An 18,419-nucleotide genomic window follows, 5' to 3' on the forward strand; every position below is an offset into this window, starting at 1 on the left:
TCCCTTTCTTCCGGACGAGATCTGTTTGTCGCCGGTGTAACGATGAGATCAGCGCTTTGGTTCCCGTCGGCAAGACGGAAGCAACCCGGGCCGGCTCACGTCAGCGGTCGTCGGATTTTCGCTTGGTCTGGCGGCTGATCGCATCGGCCTGTATCTCGTCCGGATAGGGCGCAGGCGCACCTGAGCCTGTGTCGCCCGGACCGGCGACCCGATCGCCACCCGAACGTCTGCCGGACCCGCCCGTCGGCGTGGATTCGCCGTCCTTCCACACCTCGGCCGGATCGGAGAGATCTGCACTTTCCGGCGCAGCCTTGTTGTGCTCGTGATTGGACTCCGGTTCCGGAAGCCGGCCTTCGCGTCGTTCATCGGGTGTGTGTTTGTCTGCAGGTTGCATGGTAACCTCCTTTGAGGGATCAGTGCCGGGTGTCGCGCGCGATCACTCGGCCGGGTTCAGGACGGCGCAGGCAATGCGGGCGCCGGAATTGCCTGATGGCTGCGAGATGTAGTCATCGGCACCGGAATGCAGCACCACCGCCGCCCCGTCGTCATCGAGAATGCGCGGATCGCCTTCGGTGCCGAGCGCGAAGCCGCGCACGAAATATTCGGCCTGCACCAGGCCGTCGGCACCGGCACGCACATTCGGCAGATCGCCCGGATGCGGGCCGTTTTCGTTGTGAACGCCGTGGTCCAGACCCAGCGCCAGATGGCCGCCTGCGGATTCGAAATTGTCGGCGCTGTCGCATTTTCCGGTTTCATGCACATGAATGCCGTGCTCGCCTTCGGGAACGCCTTCAGCCTGGATCTCGACAAGAACGGCGCCTGACGCGGTCTCGACCATGCGGATCTCGCCCGTGATGCCCTCGCCTTCCAGTGTGCCCGTTACACGGTCACCTTCGGCGGCATAGGCGCTGGTTGAGCAAAGCAGTGTCATGCACAAAATCGCGATATGTGATTTCATCTCATCCTCCTGTTTTCCGTCGCGAGCTTCTTCGCGGTAAAAAATTCCAACGCCTCAGCCGTCACTTTGTTCGGCTGGTGATGAAAAAATGCGGGCAGCAGGATTTGCGGAAGAAGATCAGGCCCCTTCGCAAGGGTCTCCGTGTCGAACACCTGGCGCAGCAACCCCGACAGCATCACGGATCGGAACTTTTGATCGGGATGCCGGTTTGATAGCAAAAGCAACTGGACAAGGACTGTTCCGATGAAGCGCAAAAGAGAAATATGGGCGTTCGGCATTGCGGCAGCGATCATTCTGCTCAGCCTTGCCGTGTTGTGGGTCAGCCCGCAGCAATCAACCGCACCGGTGACGGTGGAAGAGACCGATCTCGACGTCGACGCTCCAAACGAAGTCGAGGAAGCGCCGCCAAGCGCGACCGGTGATCTGGACGGTGGAAACTGACCATTTCACATTGCCCCACGGGGCCTGAAAAAGCGGCATTGATGCCGGATCCGGATCTCGATTCGGACACGCATCAGCGCCGGGGCGCTCTCTGGCACCGGCAGTCATTCAGAAATCAATTGAATTCAGCGAGAAACGGGAAGCGAGCGGAATCAGGATTCCGCTCGCGTTTTTTGGAGAGAGACTCAGTAGGTTTTGATCTGGTCGCAAAGCTGGGTCATGCTCGCCATGTCCGGCATTGCGGCATCGGATGTTGCCGAAGCTCCGGCAGTTGCGCTGCTGTCGGTGCCGGTCGAGGCGGTGCCGGAAGTGCTGGAGTCGCTGGAGGACGACGAGGAATCAGCCGCAGTATCGGTGCCGGTCGTACCCTCGGTCGAGGTTGCCGCGCTTCCGCTTGTCTGCATAGCCTCGCAGTCGGCACGAACCTTTGCCTGCTGGGCGGTATCAAGCGAATTCCAGCCGGACCGCAGTTCCGAATCCGAGCGCAGAGTCGCGCCGTCACCGAAAAACGCATCGCGGGTGGTCTGATCCCAGCTCATGGAGCCGGAAGCTGCGCCTGTTGCATCGGTGCTGGTTTGGGCGATGGCAGAGACGCCTGTGAACAGCACGATGGTTGTCGCAGAAAGAATATTTCGCATCATGGAAGTGTTCCTTTCCGATTGACTTGGTGGCACCACGCCACCTGCCTGAGGAACTACGATGAGGGTGTTTTGTTCCACCTGTTTTCACAAATTTGACGTCAGGATCTGCGGGTGTCTTCACGGCCGCTCGGGCGCTATGGCAAGGCCCTGATTCATCCGTTTTCCAGCATGTTCTTGCGGCCGCTTGAGATGCCCTCTGCGCCGCGACGGAGAAGCGCCCGGGGCGCGCCTCGTCTTGTCGAGGCCACGGCGCCGATTTATGTAGACAGATACCCGAAACCGGTTTCAGGCACGTCAGGAGGACCCGAAATGTGGCAGCAGATCACCGCTGAGCTGAGCTCGAACGGCGGCCCGCCGATTATCATCATTGCTGTCCGAATTCTCGGGACCATCATCTTCTGCGGATTGATCGGTTACGAACGCGAGCTGCACAAGAACAGCGCCGGCCTGCGCACCAATATCCTTGTCGGTGTCGCCGCCGCAGCCTTTGCCCTCATCACACTGACCATGCTGGACACGCCGATGGCGGGCGATGACGTTCAGGCCGATCCGCTGCGCCTGGTCGAGGCCGTGACCAACGGCGTGGCCTTTCTTGCAGCGGGCATCATCGTCTTTTCCAAGGGCGAAGTCCGGGGCCTGACCACCGGCGCGAGCCTGTGGATTTCGGCATCGATCGGTCTTGCCACCGGCCTGGGCTACTGGGCGATCGCCGCCATGGTGACCATGGTTGGGGTCTTTGTCCTTCTCGTCCTGCGCCAGGCCCAGATCGCCATCGGCCTGAAGGGCAAGGACGAGTAGCCACACTCACCGCCCTGGCGGCAACGAGGCGTAATAGTGGGAAAGGGCGCGGATATCGCCGTCGGTGAGCGCCGGAATCGCTTCATGCATCATCATGGCGCGATCGGTGCCGCCGCGGGTTCCGGACTTCCACAAAGTCAGCTGCGCGCGCAGGAACTCTTCGCTTTGTCCATCGAGCGGCGGGTAGCGGTCCGATCTGGGGCGGGAAACCGGTCCGTGGCAGGCACTGCAGGACGGAATATTGGCCTTTTCGTCTCCGCCACGCGCCAGCAGCTCCCCGCGCGCAACAAGCGCCGGGTCAAGCGTGCCGTTCTCGTATCTGTCAGGACCCTCGCTTCCGAAGTCCGCGATGTGAGCAGCGAGCTGTGATATATCCTCGTCGCTCAGTTGCGATGTCGCATGCTGCATGAAGCCGCTCTGCCGCGCTGCGCTGCGATAGGCCTGAAGGCTCGCGGCAATATAGGCGGCAGACAGGGTATTCAGGCGCGGGATGTGGACATTTCCATTGGCGAACCCGGTCTCGCCGTGGCAGCGCCCGCAGCCGGCCTGGTAGAGAGCCGCTACCGGCGCAGCCCGGTCATCATCGCCTACTGGCAAGCCGGCTGCAGATTCGGCCTCTGCCCCCGGATTGGCCTGCTCGCCCTGCTTCACCGCATTGAGAAAGGCCACCACCGACCAGACATCATCATCGCGCCGCTGAGACGGCCACGCCGGCATGCCGCTCATCTTCACGCCGTTCTTGACGATCCAGTACATGTGCCGCGGCTCCCAGTCCGAAACCGCTTCGGTGACATGCGGGGGGCGGGCAGCATCGACAGCGCGGTTTGTGACCGGGATTGATCCGGCATCGCATGGCAGAACGCGCAGGCATCCTGGTAATGTCTCCTCCCCAGCGCGATCAGCGACGGCGACGAAAGCTCCGGCACCTCATCCTCGGATGGGGCACGCAGCCAGACAGCGCTGCGATAGGCGTTGTGCAGCACCCAGGACACGCCGGGCAGGTGGCCCTGGCGGGCCGAGACATTGTACAGGCCAAGCCAGACCACGAGAAAGGCGCCGACTGCCGCGATACTGGCCCAGATCAGGGTCGCTTTCAGGAACGATCTCATGGTGCCATCTCGCCTTTCCTGCCGCTGCGCAGCTCCCCGGACAAGAGCACCAGGCTTGCAGCCAGATAGACCGGCGTGCCGATTGCCAGCATGATCATCCCGCCCATCTGCTGGTCGGGCACCCCGCCCAGACGGCACACATCCGCCTGGTACAGCAGTCGCGGGCTCAGGATCAGGATGGCCCCGAGCAGGGTCATGTGCATCGAGGTGAGAAACAGGCCGCCGGCGCCGGCCAGGGCCTCGCGCGGCTTGAGCACCGATGCCCACAGCAGCAGCCCGGCCAGCAGGAACGAAAGCTGCTCGGAGGCGAGCATCGCCGGATTGGCCCGTGCATGGTCGTGAAAGGCGGGCAGATGCCAGCCCCAGACAATCAGGAATTCAACCACCGAAGCAAGCAGCGGCGACACCCTGACATCTGCGAAAAACCCCGGCGCACCCAGAACGATCAGCGGTGTCGCAAGCGCCACCACCGTCATGTGCCGCAGCATATGGGCCGAAAAATAGCCGCCCGTCGCGCTTTCGACGGGAACCAGCCAGACCAGCAGCAACAGGCCCAGGCCACCCAGCAGAAAACCATGCTGTTTCATTGGCACGTCTCCAGAACCAGCACCGGCAGCGACACATAGATCACGCCAATGAAGGAGATGATCGACAGCAGGAACGAGGCATGGCCAAGGAACTCATGCCGGTGCTCCTTGCCGGCAAGCGCGTGCTCGTAATTCCAGTCGTTAAGAAAATCCCACTGCACCCACGAGCGCCAGCCGACAAATGCGATACCGGCCAGCGCCAGCAGGGTGAAGCCGCCCAGCGCCAGCCTCAATGTCATGATTGCAGCAGCGTCACCGCCCAGCTTGGCGCAGACGGCGGCCGTCGCGCCGTAGCAGACCACGAAATGCACAGCCCAGATCGAGCCGGCAAATGTGATCATCCAGAGGCTGTCAGCCTCCTCAGACAGCGTTCTGCGTTCCTCGTCCTGTTCGGTCTTGGCCATCACATCACCCTCGGCATCAGTCCGATGGTCAATCCGGCGACCACCACCGTCAGACAGACAAAGTGCCAGTACAACGTCACGTTCCACAGATCGGCGTCATGCTCGGGCGTCACCTTGCCAAACACAGCACCCGCCAGGCAGTAGCACTGCATGATCACCCCGCCGCCGGTGTGGACAATGGTCCAGATCATCACCGCCCAGACGATCGCCGGATAGACATGCCTGGTCGGATCCAGATCCGCATTGGCAACAGAGAGATAGAACAATCCGCTTCCCGCGATCGCCAGCAGCGGCGCAGCCACAAGCAGTGTCCGAGTGGTCGCCACCTTGCCTTGGTGGTTGACGATGCGCGCGCGATAGATCGAAGCCCAGGACGCCACCAGTGCGGCGACACCCAGCGCAAGATAGCTCAGCATGGCGTGCTCGGTTCCCGCCGGCGGGAAATCCGGCTTGGCCGTCCAGTAGAAGACGAACCCGAACACCAGGCTGGCAAATGCCGTCGCATCGCCAAGCATGGTAATCCAGACGCCCCACCAGCCGACGGAGGCCGGGCCGGAAGCGTAGACCGGGAGCTTGAGCGACAGGCCGGCGTCACGCACGTCCTTGCCTTTCTCGGGAATCTGCGAGGTCGCCGTCCACAGCCAGTAGATCACGCTGGCAATCGCCACACCGCCGCAGAAGATGGCCGGCGGGTACCAGTGAAAGGTCGGAAAGATGAACGCCCCGCCGGTAAACACCGCCGCCACAATGGTGATCCAGGTCGGTCCGGTCACCCGCAGGCACTGGATCGGCTTTGCATCGAGAACGGTGGTCACCAGCGTCTCGCGTTTCAGCTCCGGCGCATCGGGCAGATAGAACCGCCCCTCGTCCATCCGCTCGACCAGGTTCTCCTGCTCCCAGAGCGGGTAGCGGCTGGTGATATAGGGAACCGAGCGCACGCCCCAGTTTTCCTCGGGCACGTCGTGCGACCATTCCAGGGTCCCCGCGTTCCACGGGTTGCGCGGCGCAAATGGCTGCCTGCCGCGCGGGCGCAGCAGATCGATGGCGAACACCACGAAGCCTGCAGCGACAATGAAGGCGCCCACCGAGGAAATCAGGTTGAGTAGATCCCATCCCATAACCGATGGATAGGTATAGACCCGGCGCGGCATCCCCATCAGGCCGGTGAGATGCATCGGCAGGAAGGTCACGTTGAAGCCGACGAACAACAGCCAGAACACGATCCGCCCGGCCCGCTTCGACAGTGTTTTCTTGGTGATGAACGGGAAGAAATAATAGACCCCCGCCATCAGCGGAAACACCATCCCGCCAAACAGCGTGTAATGCAGGTGGGCGACAACGAAATAGGTGTCATGCGCCTGCCAGTCGAACGGCGCCAGCGCCACCATTACGCCTGTCAGGCCACCGGCGGTGAAGATCGCCAACGCGCCGGAGATGAACAGCATCGGCAGGCTCATCTTCACCCGCCCGACCATCAGCGTCGCCACGAAGGCGAAGAGCTGGATGCCCGTCGGGATAACCACCGCCTCTGACGCCGCCGAGAAGAAGCCGAGCGACATCGAAGGCAGGCCGGTGGTGAACATGTGATGCACCCACAGACCAAACGACAGGAACCCGGTGCCCACAGCCGACAACACGATCCACGAATAGCCGACGATCGGCCGTTGTGCCGCGGTCGGCACCACCATCGCGGCAATGGCAATCGAGGGCAAAAAGATGATGTAGACTTCCGGGTGGCCGAAGATCCAGAACAGATGCTGCCACAGCATCGGATCGCCGCCGCGCTCGGGATCGAAGAACGGCCAGTCGAAACTCCGCTGCAATTCGAACAGGAAATCGCCGGCGATCAGTGGCGGAAATGCAAACAGGATCATGCCGCCCACGACCAGCACGTACCAGGCGTAAAGCGGCATCAGGTTGATGCGCATGCCTGGTGGCCGGCATTTCAGAACACCCACGATCAGCTCCACCGCAGCCGCGATGGAGGCCACCTCGATGAATGACAGCCCCAGCAGCCAGATGTCGGAGCCCATCCCCTCGGCCTCGGTGGCAAGCGGCGGATACATGAACCAGCCGCTGTTGGGTGCGACCCCGAACAGGACCGAGCTCATAACGAAGATACCGCCGATGAGGAAGCACCAGAAACCATAGGCCGACAGCCGCGGGAACGGCATGTCCCGCGCCCCGAGAAAGCCCGGCAGCAGCAGGATCGAGATGGCCTCGAACATCGGCACGGCAAAGAGGAACATCATGGCCGAGCCATGCATGGTGAAAAACTGGTTGAAGCGGTCGGCCGACAGGAAATCATTGTCCGGCACGGCAAGCTGCACCCGGATCAGCAGGCCGAGCACGCCGGCGCACATCATGAAGAAGAAGGCGCTGAGCGCGTACCACTTTCCGATCTCGGAATTGTTGACCGCCGTACAGTAGCGGAACCCTTTCGGCGTCTTCCAGGTCTCGCGCAACTGCTCCGCACCGCGGTCCCGGGCCTCCTTGTCCACCGGCGCGGCCAGCATCTCCTCGGTGGGCGGGTAGACAGTGTCCGGGTGCGGCCCGGTGCCGGCCAGATTGCTCGCCATGATCACTTCAACCCCTCAAGATAGGCACTCAACGCTGAGAGCTTGTCCTCGGACAGGTGGAGGAAAGGCGGCATCTTCACCCCCGGCTTGATGATCTTGGTATGGCGGACCCACTCGCCAAAGGATTCGCTGTCCGTCGGCAGTATCCCGGCGCCCAGCGACAGCCGGCCGCCGACATGGGTAAGGTCGGGACCGGTCCGTCCTCCGGCCTCCGTTCCGCGCACCGCATGGCACGCGCCGCAGCCTTCCTCGAAAAAGATGTCTTCGCCCCGCCGCGCCAGATAGGTCGACGGCGGCACCGCGTCCTGCCGCTCCTTCTCCAGCCAGGCCGCAAATTCGTCCTGCTCAAGAACCACGGCCTGGAATGACATCAGCGCATGGGCTTCGCCGCAAAATTCGGCGCACTGGCCGCGATAGACGCCCACCCTGGTCGGCTCCACCGCAAGCCGGGTCTGGCGCCCCGGGAACATGTCCATCTTCCCCGCCAGCGCCGGGATCCAGAACGAATGGATGACCTTGTCGGCACCGAGCTTGATCTCGGTACGATGATTGGCCGGCAGGCGTATCTCGTTGGCGGCCACGATCGGCGCCGCCCCCGGCTCGGGGATATATTCAACCCGCCACCACCATTGTTCGCCCGTGACCCGAACCTCGACGCCGGTGCCCTCCAGCCGCTGGTCGGGCATGATCGACAGCGCGTAATAGAGCAGCCCCGACAGCAAAAGGACCGGAAACACGATGCCACCGCCAATGACCAGCGTTTCCGCCAGCCGCCGCGACAGCGAGCGAGGCTCGATGCGGGTCACGTAGAAGAACAGGCCGTTGATCGCCAGCCACAGCACGACAGCGCCGATCAGCAGAACCCAGAACAGATCGGCCAGCACGCTGGCATCCTTGCCTGCGGGATCGAGAGCCGATTGCGACCCCGTGCACCCCGCAAGCAATAGCAGCGACAGGACTGACGGAAGAAGCGCCCCGCTGCTGCGCACGTCACTGACCTTCGGGCAGCGCGTAGGCGATGACGTGATCTCCGATCTTGGTTTCCATGAAGTGATGGCCACCCGGCGCAATGACGATATACTGGCGGCCATCCACCTCATAGGTCATCGGCGTCGTCTGGCCGCCGGCCGGCAAGACGGTCTGCCACACCACTTCGCCGGTCTCGATATCGATGGCACGCAGCAGATCATCGGTTGCCGCGGCAATGAAGATCAGCCCGCCGGCGGTGACCAGCGGCCCGCCATTATTGGGTGTCCCGATCTTGAGCGGCAGCATCGACGGGATCCCGAAGGGGCCATTGTTGCGCGCCGTGCCGATCGGCTGGTCCCACAGGGTCTCGCCGGTCTTCAGGTCAATCGCCGTGATGCCACCATAGGGGGGCTGCTTGCACAACAGACCGGTGGGCATGCGCCAGCCTGCATTGACCGCGATCGCATAGGGCGATCCGGCCTGGGCGCCGGCCTCACCGCCACCGCCTTCGCCACCCTCGTTGATCGGCTTGATGCCCTGTTCGTCAGCCTCTTCACGCGGGATCAGCTGGTTGTAGTTGGGCATGTCGTTGTAATTGGCGATGATGATGCCGCGCTCGACATCGACGGCGATGCCGCCCCAGTCCGATCCGCCATTGTAGCCCGGATACTGGATCCAGCGCCGGTCAGCGGTCGGCGGCGTGTATTCGCCGTCATAGGCCGCGCGGTGAAACTGGATCCGGCACCAGAGCTGGTCCAGAGGGCTCATGCCCCACATGTCCCTTTCCGTCAGCGGAGGCTTGTTGAGCGCCGCATAGCTGGAATAGGGCTGGGTCGGAGACAGGTTTTCAGGCTCGACGCCACCCGTGGGCACCTCGCGCTCTTCCACCGGGAACAGCGGCTCGCCCGTCTCCCGGTTCAACACATAGATCTGTCCCTGCTTGCTGGGCAGAATCAGTGCCGGAACCGATCCATCCTCGACGGGAAAATCGATCAGCGTCGGCTGCGATCCGAGGTCATAGTCCCAGACGTCGTAATGCACCGTCTGGAAGTTCCACGCCACCTCGCCGGTGGCCACATCCAGAGCGACCAGCGCTGTCGAATATTCATTCTCCGCTTCGGAGCGATTGGCGCCGTAATAGTCGACCGAGGAATTGCCCATCGGCAGATAGACCAGTCCCAGCTCTTCGTCACCGGCCGCAAGGGTCCACATGTTGGGCGTGCCGCGTGTATAGGCCTCGCCTTCCGGCGGCAGTCCCTTGAGGTCGGGCTTACCCATGTCCCAGGCCCAGGCCAGCTCGCCTGTCACTGCATCATAGCCCCGGATCACACCGGAGGGGGCGTCTTCGGCCTGCCCGTCCTTGACCTGCGCGCCGGTTACAGCGATGCCGCGCACGATGGTCGGCGGACCGGAGACGGCATACCATCCCGGCACGGTTTCACCGATGCCGTCATTCAGATCGACAATGCCGTTCTGGCCAAAATCGCTGCAGAGCTGGCCGGTGGCGGCGTCGACTGCGATCATCCGCGCATCCAGCGTGGTCTCGATCACCCGCGCGGCGCAGAGCGCGTCGGGCTCCGCCGCCTCATCACGGTAATAGGCCACACCCCGGCAGGTCGCGCCATAGGGGATGGCGTCATCCGACACCACCGGATCATAGCGCCATTCTTCCTTGCCGGTGCCGGCATCAATCGAGATCATGATGTTCTTGGCGGTGCAGACAAACAGGCTGTCGCCGACCTTGAGGGGCGTGTTCTCAGGCGAATATTTGCCTTCGGCACCCTCGGAGGGCATGTCGCCTGTGCGGAATTGCCAGACCTGCTCGAGATCCGCCACATTGTCGCGGTTGATCTGGCTCAGCGGCGAATAGCGGCGGCCCTCATAGGTGCCGCCATAGGCCGGCCAGTCCGTCCCGGCTTCAAGCACTTGCGGCGGACGCAGCGGCATGTTCTCGCCCGCCTGCCCCTCGCCCAAAGCGGCTTCGGAACCTGCAGCATCTGCAGGTTCCCCGGTGGTTTCTGCGCCATCAACCGCGCCAGGAGTGGTCTGACCCGGTCCTCCAATCTGCTCGTCCTGCTGCTGGGCCTTGGCGCCGTCCGTCACAATCCCCGACATCGCGAGGGCGCCCGCCAGCATCAACAGAGCGGTTCGGCCACGATGCGAGCCATATCTGCCGGAAGCGGGCCGCGCTGAGAACGCGGGAATCGTCAGGGCGACGAGAACAAGAATAACCGTGGGAGCCACGACCCGGGGAACCAGCGGCCAGAGTTCGAAGCCGACTTCCCAAACCGCCCAGATCAGCGTTCCGATCCAGATCAGGAAATAGACACCGACACCGAGAATCTTGCGCCGGAACAGCAGGTAACCGCTGATGATAAGACCGGCGCCTGCAATCGCGTAATACCAGGACCCGCCCAGCGACATCAGCCAGACCCCGCCTGCGCCAATCACCAGTCCGAGCAGAAGAACAATCAAACCTATGGCTGAAGTGTATATTGAACCAAGGGAGGTCGCCGACCCCCTCGAATCCGAATGAGTTTCGAACTGCTGGTGGCCGGTGACGGATTCGCCCGTGGTCATGATGATCTCCCCGATTCCAAGTCAGGTATTCCAACGCGGAAAGCTGCCAAAGGTTCCAGGGAAGCTGAATTTTGCGAATTTCCGGTCTCGAAATGGCGGCAATCAGGCCGCCGGTCGGAGTTTGGAGATGCTGAAGATCAGGGGCAGGCGCGTCGCCCGAATCCGGTGCGACGCGCCGTGCTTCAGTGCTTTCTGGCGGGCCGCACCCTGACGCAGAGCCTTGGCTTGCCCGGGAGCTCGATGCCGAAGGCCGCGTCGGCCTTGCCTCCAACGGTGCGCTCGGCATGCTTGATGGCGACCGGCACCGGGGCGGTAACGCGTTTGGCCGGGGTGATCGTCATGTTCCAGGTGTCGATCACATCGACCTCCCAGTCGCCATCCTCGACCGGCAGGCCGAGCGACCAGATGACGGGGCGATGTTCACCGAAATAGATATAGGTAACGTCCCCGTCGCGGGCCGTGCCCAGGCTGCGCCAGGCCTTCAGCCCGTCAACTTCCTCGGCCGGGGTCAGCCCATGGGTCGCGTCCTCTTCGACGATTTTCCGCAAAAACGCGATCCGCTCGGCGCTTTGACCGCGCAACTCCCCGCCCTTGGCCCACCACAGCAGATCCTGCGGGTGGCTGTAGGTCTCGCCGTGACCGGCATAGCCGCCCTTCATCACCGTCATCCAGAAGCGGTCAACCATGGTCTCGGCGGTGATGCTGCCCCAGCACTGGATGATGTCGCCTTCGTAGTGCATCTCGTCATTGACGATCGGCTTGCCGTAGTCCGCGCGCCATTGTGCCGTCCGCGCGGTTTCGAAATGCTGGATCGACACATGATCGACCCAGGGCTTGCGGTGATCATAGAGCATGGCCGGATTGCCTTGGTGAATCGACTTGGGATGGCGCAGCGGATCGCCCTCCTCGATGATCGAGAAGAACCGGTCCCAGCGCCCCATCGGCTTGATGTCGAGCATGAAATCATATTCGTTTGCCAGCGACCACCAGACATTCCGGTAGGCCGCGATCCGCGCCACCAGGTAGCGCAAATACCGGTAATCCTGCTCTTCGCTCCAGGCGCAGTGACCCCAGCGGTCATAGGGGTGGAAGATGATCACATCAGCTTCGATTCCCATCTCGCCCAGTCTGGCGATCTGGTTTTCGAAATGCCGGAAGGCCTCGAAATTCGGCTTGTCGGGATCGTATTTGCCGTTGGCGTCCAGCTCATAGACATGGTGCAGCGGCTCGTTCTCGTTATAGGGATAGTGCTTGGGAAACACGCACATGCGCATCTTGTTGAAGGCGCCGCACTCGAGCGATTTCAAGGTCTGTTCCTGCAGCTCCAGCGGCTGATGGGTCCAGGCGTAGCAGGTGGTGGTGAAAGGCTTGAACGGTGTGCCGTCGGCATGGCCGAAGTGGAACCGGTTGCGCACGCTGACCGGGCCATGCACGCCATCGCGTGGTCCGGTGACTTCAAAACTGGCGGTCTGGCCATCCAGCGCCGCGGTCTCGGATTGTGTGCGCAGCGACCATGTCCCGGGCCGGTCCGGGCAGAAGCGAACCTTGAAGCTTCCCTCGCCATCATAGAAGCCGGGGACCCGGATGTGACGGTTGTCCTGCGAGAACACACCCCAGAATTCCGTGTCGAGATAGGGATTGCCGGAAATGCCGGTCTTGATCTCGTGTTCGATCACGTCCCATTGAGCGGTTGTTGCGTCGGTCATGCCTTGTGTCCCTCGTCTTGGTTGAAGCCGGCCTCAAGCCGTGCTTCGGTTTCTGCATCAAAGAAATGGGCCGCCGGTGTCCTGAACGACAGCCGGATATGATCGCCGGGCTTCATGTCGAGCCGTGCGTCGAGAACGCAGGTGACCTCCTGCCCGGCAATTTCCACCAGCACATGGGTGTCGGCGCCGGTCGGCTCGATCACCTTGACCGTGGCCGCTGTGCCGTCTTCAGGATCCAGCGAAATATCCTGCGGGCGCACGCCCAGCACGATGCCGCCATCATCGCCGACCTCGGGACGGCGTGCCAGCGCCACCCTTTCGCCATTGCTCAGCACCAGCGTCGCGCTGCCATCCGCGGCAAGCTTGCCGGGCAGGAAATTCATGGCGGGAGAGCCGAGGAAGCCGGCGACGAACATGTTTTTCGGATAATCGAACAATTCCATCGGCGTGCCGATCTGTTCGACATTACCCGACCGCAGCACCACGATCCGGTCCGCCATGGTCATCGCCTCGATCTGGTCGTGGGTGACATAGACGATGGTGGAGCCCAGCCGCTGGTGCAGCGCCTTGATCTCGGCGCGCATCTTGACCCGCAGATTGGCATCCAGGTTGGAGAGCGGCTCGTCGAACAGGAAGACCTGAGGATCACGCACGATGGCGCGGCCCATGGCCACCCGCTGGCGCTGGCCGCCCGAAAGCTGTGACGGTTTGCGATCGAGAAGCGGTGTCAGCCCCAGGATCTCGGCCGATTCATTGACTTTGGCGGCGATCTCGGCCTTGGGCACCTTGCTCAGTTCAAGCGAGAACCCAAGGTTCTGCGCCACCGTCATCTGCGGATAGAGCGCGTAGTTCTGGAACACCATCGCGATATTGCGCTCCTTGGGCGAAAGCGTGTTGACCACCCTGCCGTCGATCGAAATCGTGCCCGAAGTGACATCCTCGAGCCCGGCGATCATCCGCAACAGCGTGGACTTGCCGCAGCCCGACGGCCCCACCAGGATGATGAACTCGCCATCCTTGAAGTCCATGGAAACACCATGCACCACGGGAAACGCGCCGAAACTCTTTCTCAGATCCGCGATTTCTACTGTTGCCATTTCTCAAGCCTTTTTGGTCGTCTCTGGTGGTTTTGCATGGCTCAGCCTTTCACCGCGCCCGATGTCAGGCCGCTGACGAAGTAGCGCTGGAAAATCAGGTACACGATTGTCGCCGGCAGCACCGTCATCACGATGGCCGCATTCAGCTGCCCGTAATTGTTGGAAAACTGGCCCTGGTAGGACATCAGTCCGAGCGGCAGGTTCCACATGTTCTTGTCCTGCAACAGCACCAGCGCCATGGCGAATTCGTTCCAGGTCGACACAAAATCGAGGATCAGCAGAGCGGACAGCACCGGCAGCGAGACCGGCAGAAAAATCCGCCGGAAGATGGTGAAATGGCTGGCTCCGTCGATCAGCGCGGCTTCCGTGAGCTCCTTGGGCACCGCCCGGAAGAAGCCGTGCAGGATGAACACCTGGTAGGGCACGCCGAAGGCCAGATAGGGCAGGATGATGCCGGGATAGGTGTCGATCAGGCCCATCGAATTGACCAGCGTGAACAGCGGCGCCAGCATCACCTGGAACGGGATCATGGCGCCGAACAGCACAAACACCAAGAGCAGCTTGTTCCAGCCCATATTGATCTGCGCCAGCGCATAGGCCGCCATCGCCGAGATCAGCAGGCCGAGCGGCACCTTGACCACGGTGATGACCGAGCTGTTGACGAATGTCTGGTTGAAATTGCCCTTGGCCCAGGCCACGCTGTAATTGCTCCACTGCACGTCCGCTGGAAAGGCAAAGGCGGCGGAACTGAAGATCTCGGCTTCTGATTTCAGCGAGGTGAAGGTGATGAACACCACCGGAGCCAGCCAGATCAGCGCCACGGCCACCAGCGATATCCACAGCCCGATCAGAACCGGGTCGCGGCGCTTGCGCGGGGTCTCGGTCGAAGACATGTCATCCATCATCGGACCTCCTCCTCGCGGCGTTGCGACCAGCGCATATAGGGCACGACGATCATCAGGGTGATTGCGAGCAGCACCACCGAGACGGCAGAACCGCGGCCGTAATCGAAGATCTGCATGGATTGGGTAAAGGCCCACAACGCCAGCATCTGGGTCGATTGGGCAGGCCCGCCGCCGGTCATGCCGTAGACGATGTCAAAGGCCTTGAGCGAGGAGATTGTCGAAAGCACAATGACGATGGTCATCGTCGGCCGCAACGCGGGCAAGGTCACATGCTTGAAGATCTCGCGGCGGTTGGCGCCATCGATATGGGCGGCATCGACCAGCGACTTGTCCACGCTTTGCAGACCGGCCAGAAACAGCACCATGGAAAAACCGACGCTCTGCCAGACATAGGCGACGAAGATGGAATAGAGCGCGACATCCTTGTCGCCGAGCCAGTCGACGACCCATCCGGACAGACCCATGTCGGTCAACAATTGCGTGAACAGGCCGAAGAACGGATCATACATCCAGCGCCACATGGTCGCCACCGCAATGGGCGCGATGATGACAGGCAGGTAGTAGATCGCCCGCAGCGGCGCACGCCCGATCAGCCGCTGGTTCAGACCCAGCGCCAGCAACAGCCCGAGCAGCGGCGGAAACACCACCGACAGCACCGTCCAGATCACGGTATTCTGGAACGCGACCCAGAACACCGGATCATTGTAGAGGATGTGATAGTAATTTTGCAGGCCGACCCAGTCGCGGTGATCCCGGATCCCGTTCCAGTCCTGAAAGCTCAGGATCACCACATCGATCATCGGCCAGATGGCGAAGAGGGAATAGACGGCCAGCGCCGGGGCCATCAGGACGATGGCCTGACCGCGCGGTGTTCGAAACGGATCCATTTTCGGCATGGTGAGGACTTCCAGCACATTTTCTCGGAGAGGCACTGCCCGAACGGGTTCCGCGGGGCCGGAATTGCCCCGCGGAACCCTGGTTCACGATTACCGGTTGGCGATGAACCGGGCCATCGCGTCAGCCGCTGCCTGCGGCTCCAGATTGCCCGAGGCCAGCTCGTTGATGATCCGGAAATACTCGGTCGTCACATCCAGCGGAAAGGCCTGGTCGCCATTGACGAAGGTGCCCTTGGCATTGGCAAACACGTCGAGCCACTCCTTGTGCAGCTCCAGCGCATCGTCGCCCTGCTTGACGTTGCGGTTCACCGACAATGCGCCAAAGGCACCGATATGTGCTGCCTGGAATTCGTCCGAGGTGAACATGTCGAGGAACTTCGCCGCCAGATCGGCCTTGTCCGACTTGGTCGAGATATACATGTATTCCGCAAATCCGTAGAGGCGCCCGGTGCCGGTCGGGAACGGGAACATGCCGTATTTCGACATCTCCGAATTCTCGTCGATGGTCGGCACGTGCCAGTCGCCCTCAAGCATCATGGCTGCACGGTCGGCGAACCACAGCGTTGTGGCCTGGCGGTTGTCGATGCCCATGAACGGCTTGAGGAAATGGTCGTCGGTCCACCACTTCATCTCGGTGAAGGCGGCCAGGGCGCAGGGTTCGGTGGCCCAGTCACTTTCCATGGCCATCAGCGCATCATGTTTTTCGGCGCCGCAGGTGGTTTCAAGGATCACGTCCATCAGGCGCATCACATGCCAGTTGACCGTGCCACCGAAGGTGAAGGCCGGGATCCCGGCTTCCTTCAGCTTGACCGCGGCGGCCTTGAGCTCGTCATAGCTTTGCGGTTCCCCCTCGATTCCGGCCTTGGCGAAGAGATCCTTGTTGTAATAGACGACCTCACCCGAAAAGCGGAACGGGATGCCGTGCCTGCCCTCGGCAAAGCTTTCGGTGAATGCCAGTGACGGGACCGTGAGGCGGTCGCCCCAGCCATAGCTCTCGTAATATTTCGACAGATCGGCGCTCATGCCGGCCTGGACATATTCGCCGCCCAGGCCGAGACCGGCCCAATAGGCATAGATATCGGGGCCCGTGTCGGAACCGGACGCCACGCGCAGCGCGGTCTTGTGCTCATCGGTGCCGCGCATGACGATCTCGACATCGACACCCGGATTGAGTTTCTCGAATTCGGCCTCCGCGGCTGTCAGCGCCGAAACCTGCTTTTCGGACGTGTAGTTGATGGTCCAGATCTTGAGCTCTTCGGCACCGGCCACGGCGGTTGACAGAAAAGTTGCGGCCATGAGGCCAAATAGTGTCGTTTTGAGTTTCATTGTCATTCCTCCCAGATTGATTGAAGTCAAAAGTCGAGTGTCCTACCTCTTCCCTAGTGATCACTTCGCATGCGTTGGTCTTGCCGCGCTTTCCTCCCTCACCAGTTGGCGATTGTTCCGTCCGGCAGGATCGCATCCAACGCCAGAATCCGCTCCTGTCTGAACGGGTGCCTTGCAGCCTCGGTCTCGTCGATCTCGATGCCTGTTCCCGGCGCGTCGGGTAACTGCCAGCAGCCATCCACCAGACTGACCGGATAGGCAGAACAGATGTCCTCGAACCAGGGGACCAGGCCGGAGCATTCTTCCTGGATGACGAAATTGGTGGTCGCCGCATCGAACTGCAGCGCAACGGCGCTGGCCACCGGGCCCATCGGGTTGTGCGGACAGATGCCGACATTGCGCGCCTCCGCAATCGCCGCGATCCGGCGGGCGCCGGAAAACCCCATGCAGTGCGCAAGGTCGGGCTGCACATAGGTGACGGCGTCCTGCTCAACCAGGTCCGAAAACTGCTCGGGCTGCAAGAGCCGTTCTCCCGTTGCCAGCGGGCATCCGACCTGCCGGTTCAACTCGGCCATCAGCCGGGCATTGCCGGGCTGGATCGGTTCTTCCACGAACAGCGGCGCGATCGGCGCAATCACATCGATAAAGGCCTTGGCAGCACGTGTGGATTCGGGCCGGCCGTGAAAATCGGTCATCAGGGCGATGTCGTCTCCCACCCGCTCGCGGATTGCTTCCGCCAGCTTGGCGACATGGCGAACAGCGGATATCGGCGCGTCATACCCGGTATAGGGGATCATCCCGACCTTGATGGCCGAATATCCCATCTCGACGGTTTGCTGGATGTCATCGCAAATAGCTGAAATGTCGCCATCCGCAGCGGCATCTTCGAGGCGTCCGCGCAGTGGATGGGTATAGACCCTGATGCTGTCGCGGACCCGCCCGCCAAGCAACTGCCAGACCGGCACACCCAGGGCTTTCCCCTTGATGTCCCACAGCGCCTGTTCGATGCCTGAAGCCGCACTCATCCCGATGGCGCCCAGCCTCCAGAAGCTGAACCGGGCCATGCGGCTGGCAATATGCTCGATCCGCATCGGATCCTCGCCGACGACCAGTGGCGCCAGATCATCGACGCATCCGGTCACGGCGCGGGTCTTCCATTCCAGCGTTGCCTCGCCCCAGCCCCACAGGCCGGGCTGGTCGGTAACGACTTTGACGAACACCCAGTTGCGAATGTCGGCATTGACCACGATGGTCTTGATCGAGGTGATCTTCATGCGCCGGCGCACCTGATCCGGGCTTCGCCGCCTGCCTGACCGGCAGGCCCTTGCCCGACGAGGCCATTGCTTCGCGCGCCGTGTGCTGCACACATGCGACCGCAATCCCGTCCTGGCGTCTGGATGCCGGACATGTACCACCCCCTTGA

General features: G+C 62.1%; 18 protein-coding genes. 2 read left to right on the forward strand and 16 right to left on the reverse strand.

Annotation, left to right across the window (positions count from 1 at the left end; genetic code table 11):
• Window positions 1-100: 100 nt before the first annotated feature.
• A complete protein-coding gene (locus tag OEG82_RS23425) occupies window positions 101-394 on the reverse strand; it encodes a hypothetical protein (RefSeq protein ID WP_267614769.1) in 294 nt (97 codons plus the stop codon).
• 42 nt (window positions 395-436) lie between these two features.
• Window positions 437-958, reverse strand: a complete 522-nt coding sequence (locus OEG82_RS23430) for a superoxide dismutase family protein (protein ID WP_267614770.1) — start codon at window positions 956-958, stop codon at window positions 437-439.
• A 243-nt stretch (window positions 959-1,201) separates the two neighbouring features.
• On the opposite strand from OEG82_RS23430, the gene OEG82_RS23435 reads away from it, so the two are divergent.
• Window positions 1,202-1,399, forward strand: coding sequence for a VirB8 family type IV secretion system protein (locus OEG82_RS23435; protein ID WP_267614771.1), 198 nt, complete (start codon window positions 1,202-1,204; stop codon window positions 1,397-1,399).
• A gap of 185 nt (window positions 1,400-1,584) precedes the next feature.
• Here the strand turns inward: OEG82_RS23435 and OEG82_RS23440 are convergent, their stop codons facing one another.
• On the reverse strand, window positions 1,585-2,040 hold the full coding sequence (locus tag OEG82_RS23440; RefSeq protein WP_267614772.1) for a hypothetical protein: 456 nt from the start codon (window positions 2,038-2,040) through the stop codon (window positions 1,585-1,587).
• Between the two features lie 309 nt (window positions 2,041-2,349).
• On the opposite strand from OEG82_RS23440, the gene OEG82_RS23445 reads away from it, so the two are divergent.
• Entirely contained in the window at window positions 2,350-2,838 is a 489-nt protein-coding gene (locus OEG82_RS23445) for an MgtC/SapB family protein (protein ID WP_267614773.1), read from the forward strand.
• Window positions 2,839-2,844: 6 nt separating this feature from the next.
• Here OEG82_RS23445 and OEG82_RS23450 read toward each other — a convergent pair whose 3' ends face one another.
• The 13 genes from OEG82_RS23450 to OEG82_RS23510 all read right to left on the reverse strand — a co-directional run bounded on the left by OEG82_RS23450 (window position 2,845) and on the right by OEG82_RS23510 (window position 18,270).
• Window positions 2,845-3,594 carry a c-type cytochrome gene (locus OEG82_RS23450; RefSeq protein WP_267614774.1) on the reverse strand — a complete coding sequence of 250 codons (750 nt, stop codon included), beginning with the start codon at window positions 3,592-3,594 and terminating at the stop codon, window positions 2,845-2,847.
• Window positions 3,567-3,947, reverse strand: a complete 381-nt coding sequence (locus OEG82_RS23455; protein WP_267614775.1) for a hypothetical protein — start codon at window positions 3,945-3,947, stop codon at window positions 3,567-3,569. The genes OEG82_RS23450 and OEG82_RS23455 overlap by 28 nt, the downstream gene beginning before the upstream one ends.
• Window positions 3,944-4,534, reverse strand: coding sequence for a cytochrome c oxidase assembly protein (locus tag OEG82_RS23460; protein WP_267614776.1), 591 nt, complete (start codon window positions 4,532-4,534; stop codon window positions 3,944-3,946). Before OEG82_RS23460 ends, OEG82_RS23455 begins: the two co-directional genes overlap by 4 nt.
• Window positions 4,531-4,938 carry a hypothetical protein gene (locus tag OEG82_RS23465; RefSeq protein ID WP_267614777.1) on the reverse strand — a complete coding sequence of 136 codons (408 nt, stop codon included), beginning with the start codon at window positions 4,936-4,938 and terminating at the stop codon, window positions 4,531-4,533. The genes OEG82_RS23460 and OEG82_RS23465 overlap by 4 nt, the downstream gene beginning before the upstream one ends.
• The gene (ctaD, locus tag OEG82_RS23470; RefSeq protein ID WP_267615055.1) at window positions 4,938-7,454 is read right to left on the reverse strand and encodes a cytochrome c oxidase subunit I; all 2,517 of its coding nucleotides are present in this window, start codon (window positions 7,452-7,454) and stop codon (window positions 4,938-4,940) included. Before ctaD ends, OEG82_RS23465 begins: the two co-directional genes overlap by 1 nt.
• A gap of 65 nt (window positions 7,455-7,519) precedes the next feature.
• The gene (locus tag OEG82_RS23475; protein WP_267614778.1) at window positions 7,520-8,506 is read right to left on the reverse strand and encodes a cytochrome c oxidase subunit II; all 987 of its coding nucleotides are present in this window, start codon (window positions 8,504-8,506) and stop codon (window positions 7,520-7,522) included.
• A gap of 1 nt (window position 8,507) precedes the next feature.
• Complete coding sequence (locus OEG82_RS23480) at window positions 8,508-11,066, reverse strand: membrane-bound PQQ-dependent dehydrogenase, glucose/quinate/shikimate family (RefSeq protein WP_267614779.1); 2,559 nt, start codon at window positions 11,064-11,066, stop codon at window positions 8,508-8,510.
• 182 nt (window positions 11,067-11,248) lie between these two features.
• The gene (locus OEG82_RS23485) at window positions 11,249-12,772 is read right to left on the reverse strand and encodes a DUF5060 domain-containing protein (RefSeq protein ID WP_267614780.1); all 1,524 of its coding nucleotides are present in this window, start codon (window positions 12,770-12,772) and stop codon (window positions 11,249-11,251) included.
• Window positions 12,769-13,869 carry an ABC transporter ATP-binding protein gene (locus tag OEG82_RS23490; RefSeq protein ID WP_267614781.1) on the reverse strand — a complete coding sequence of 367 codons (1,101 nt, stop codon included), beginning with the start codon at window positions 13,867-13,869 and terminating at the stop codon, window positions 12,769-12,771. Before OEG82_RS23490 ends, OEG82_RS23485 begins: the two co-directional genes overlap by 4 nt.
• Before the next feature lie 41 nt (window positions 13,870-13,910).
• Window positions 13,911-14,774, reverse strand: coding sequence for a carbohydrate ABC transporter permease (locus OEG82_RS23495; RefSeq protein WP_425497616.1), 864 nt, complete (start codon window positions 14,772-14,774; stop codon window positions 13,911-13,913).
• Entirely contained in the window at window positions 14,771-15,670 is a 900-nt protein-coding gene (locus OEG82_RS23500) for a carbohydrate ABC transporter permease (protein ID WP_267614783.1), read from the reverse strand. Before OEG82_RS23500 ends, OEG82_RS23495 begins: the two co-directional genes overlap by 4 nt.
• A 90-nt stretch (window positions 15,671-15,760) precedes the next feature.
• The gene (locus tag OEG82_RS23505) at window positions 15,761-17,002 is read right to left on the reverse strand and encodes an ABC transporter substrate-binding protein (RefSeq protein WP_425497617.1); all 1,242 of its coding nucleotides are present in this window, start codon (window positions 17,000-17,002) and stop codon (window positions 15,761-15,763) included.
• Window positions 17,003-17,094: 92 nt separating this feature from the next.
• The gene (locus OEG82_RS23510; protein WP_267614785.1) at window positions 17,095-18,270 is read right to left on the reverse strand and encodes an enolase C-terminal domain-like protein; all 1,176 of its coding nucleotides are present in this window, start codon (window positions 18,268-18,270) and stop codon (window positions 17,095-17,097) included.
• Between the last annotated feature and the right edge of the window lie 149 nt (window positions 18,271-18,419).

The sequence above is a fragment of the Hoeflea ulvae genome (assembly GCF_026619435.1).
Classification (GTDB): Bacteria; Pseudomonadota; Alphaproteobacteria; order Rhizobiales; family Rhizobiaceae; genus Hoeflea; species Hoeflea ulvae.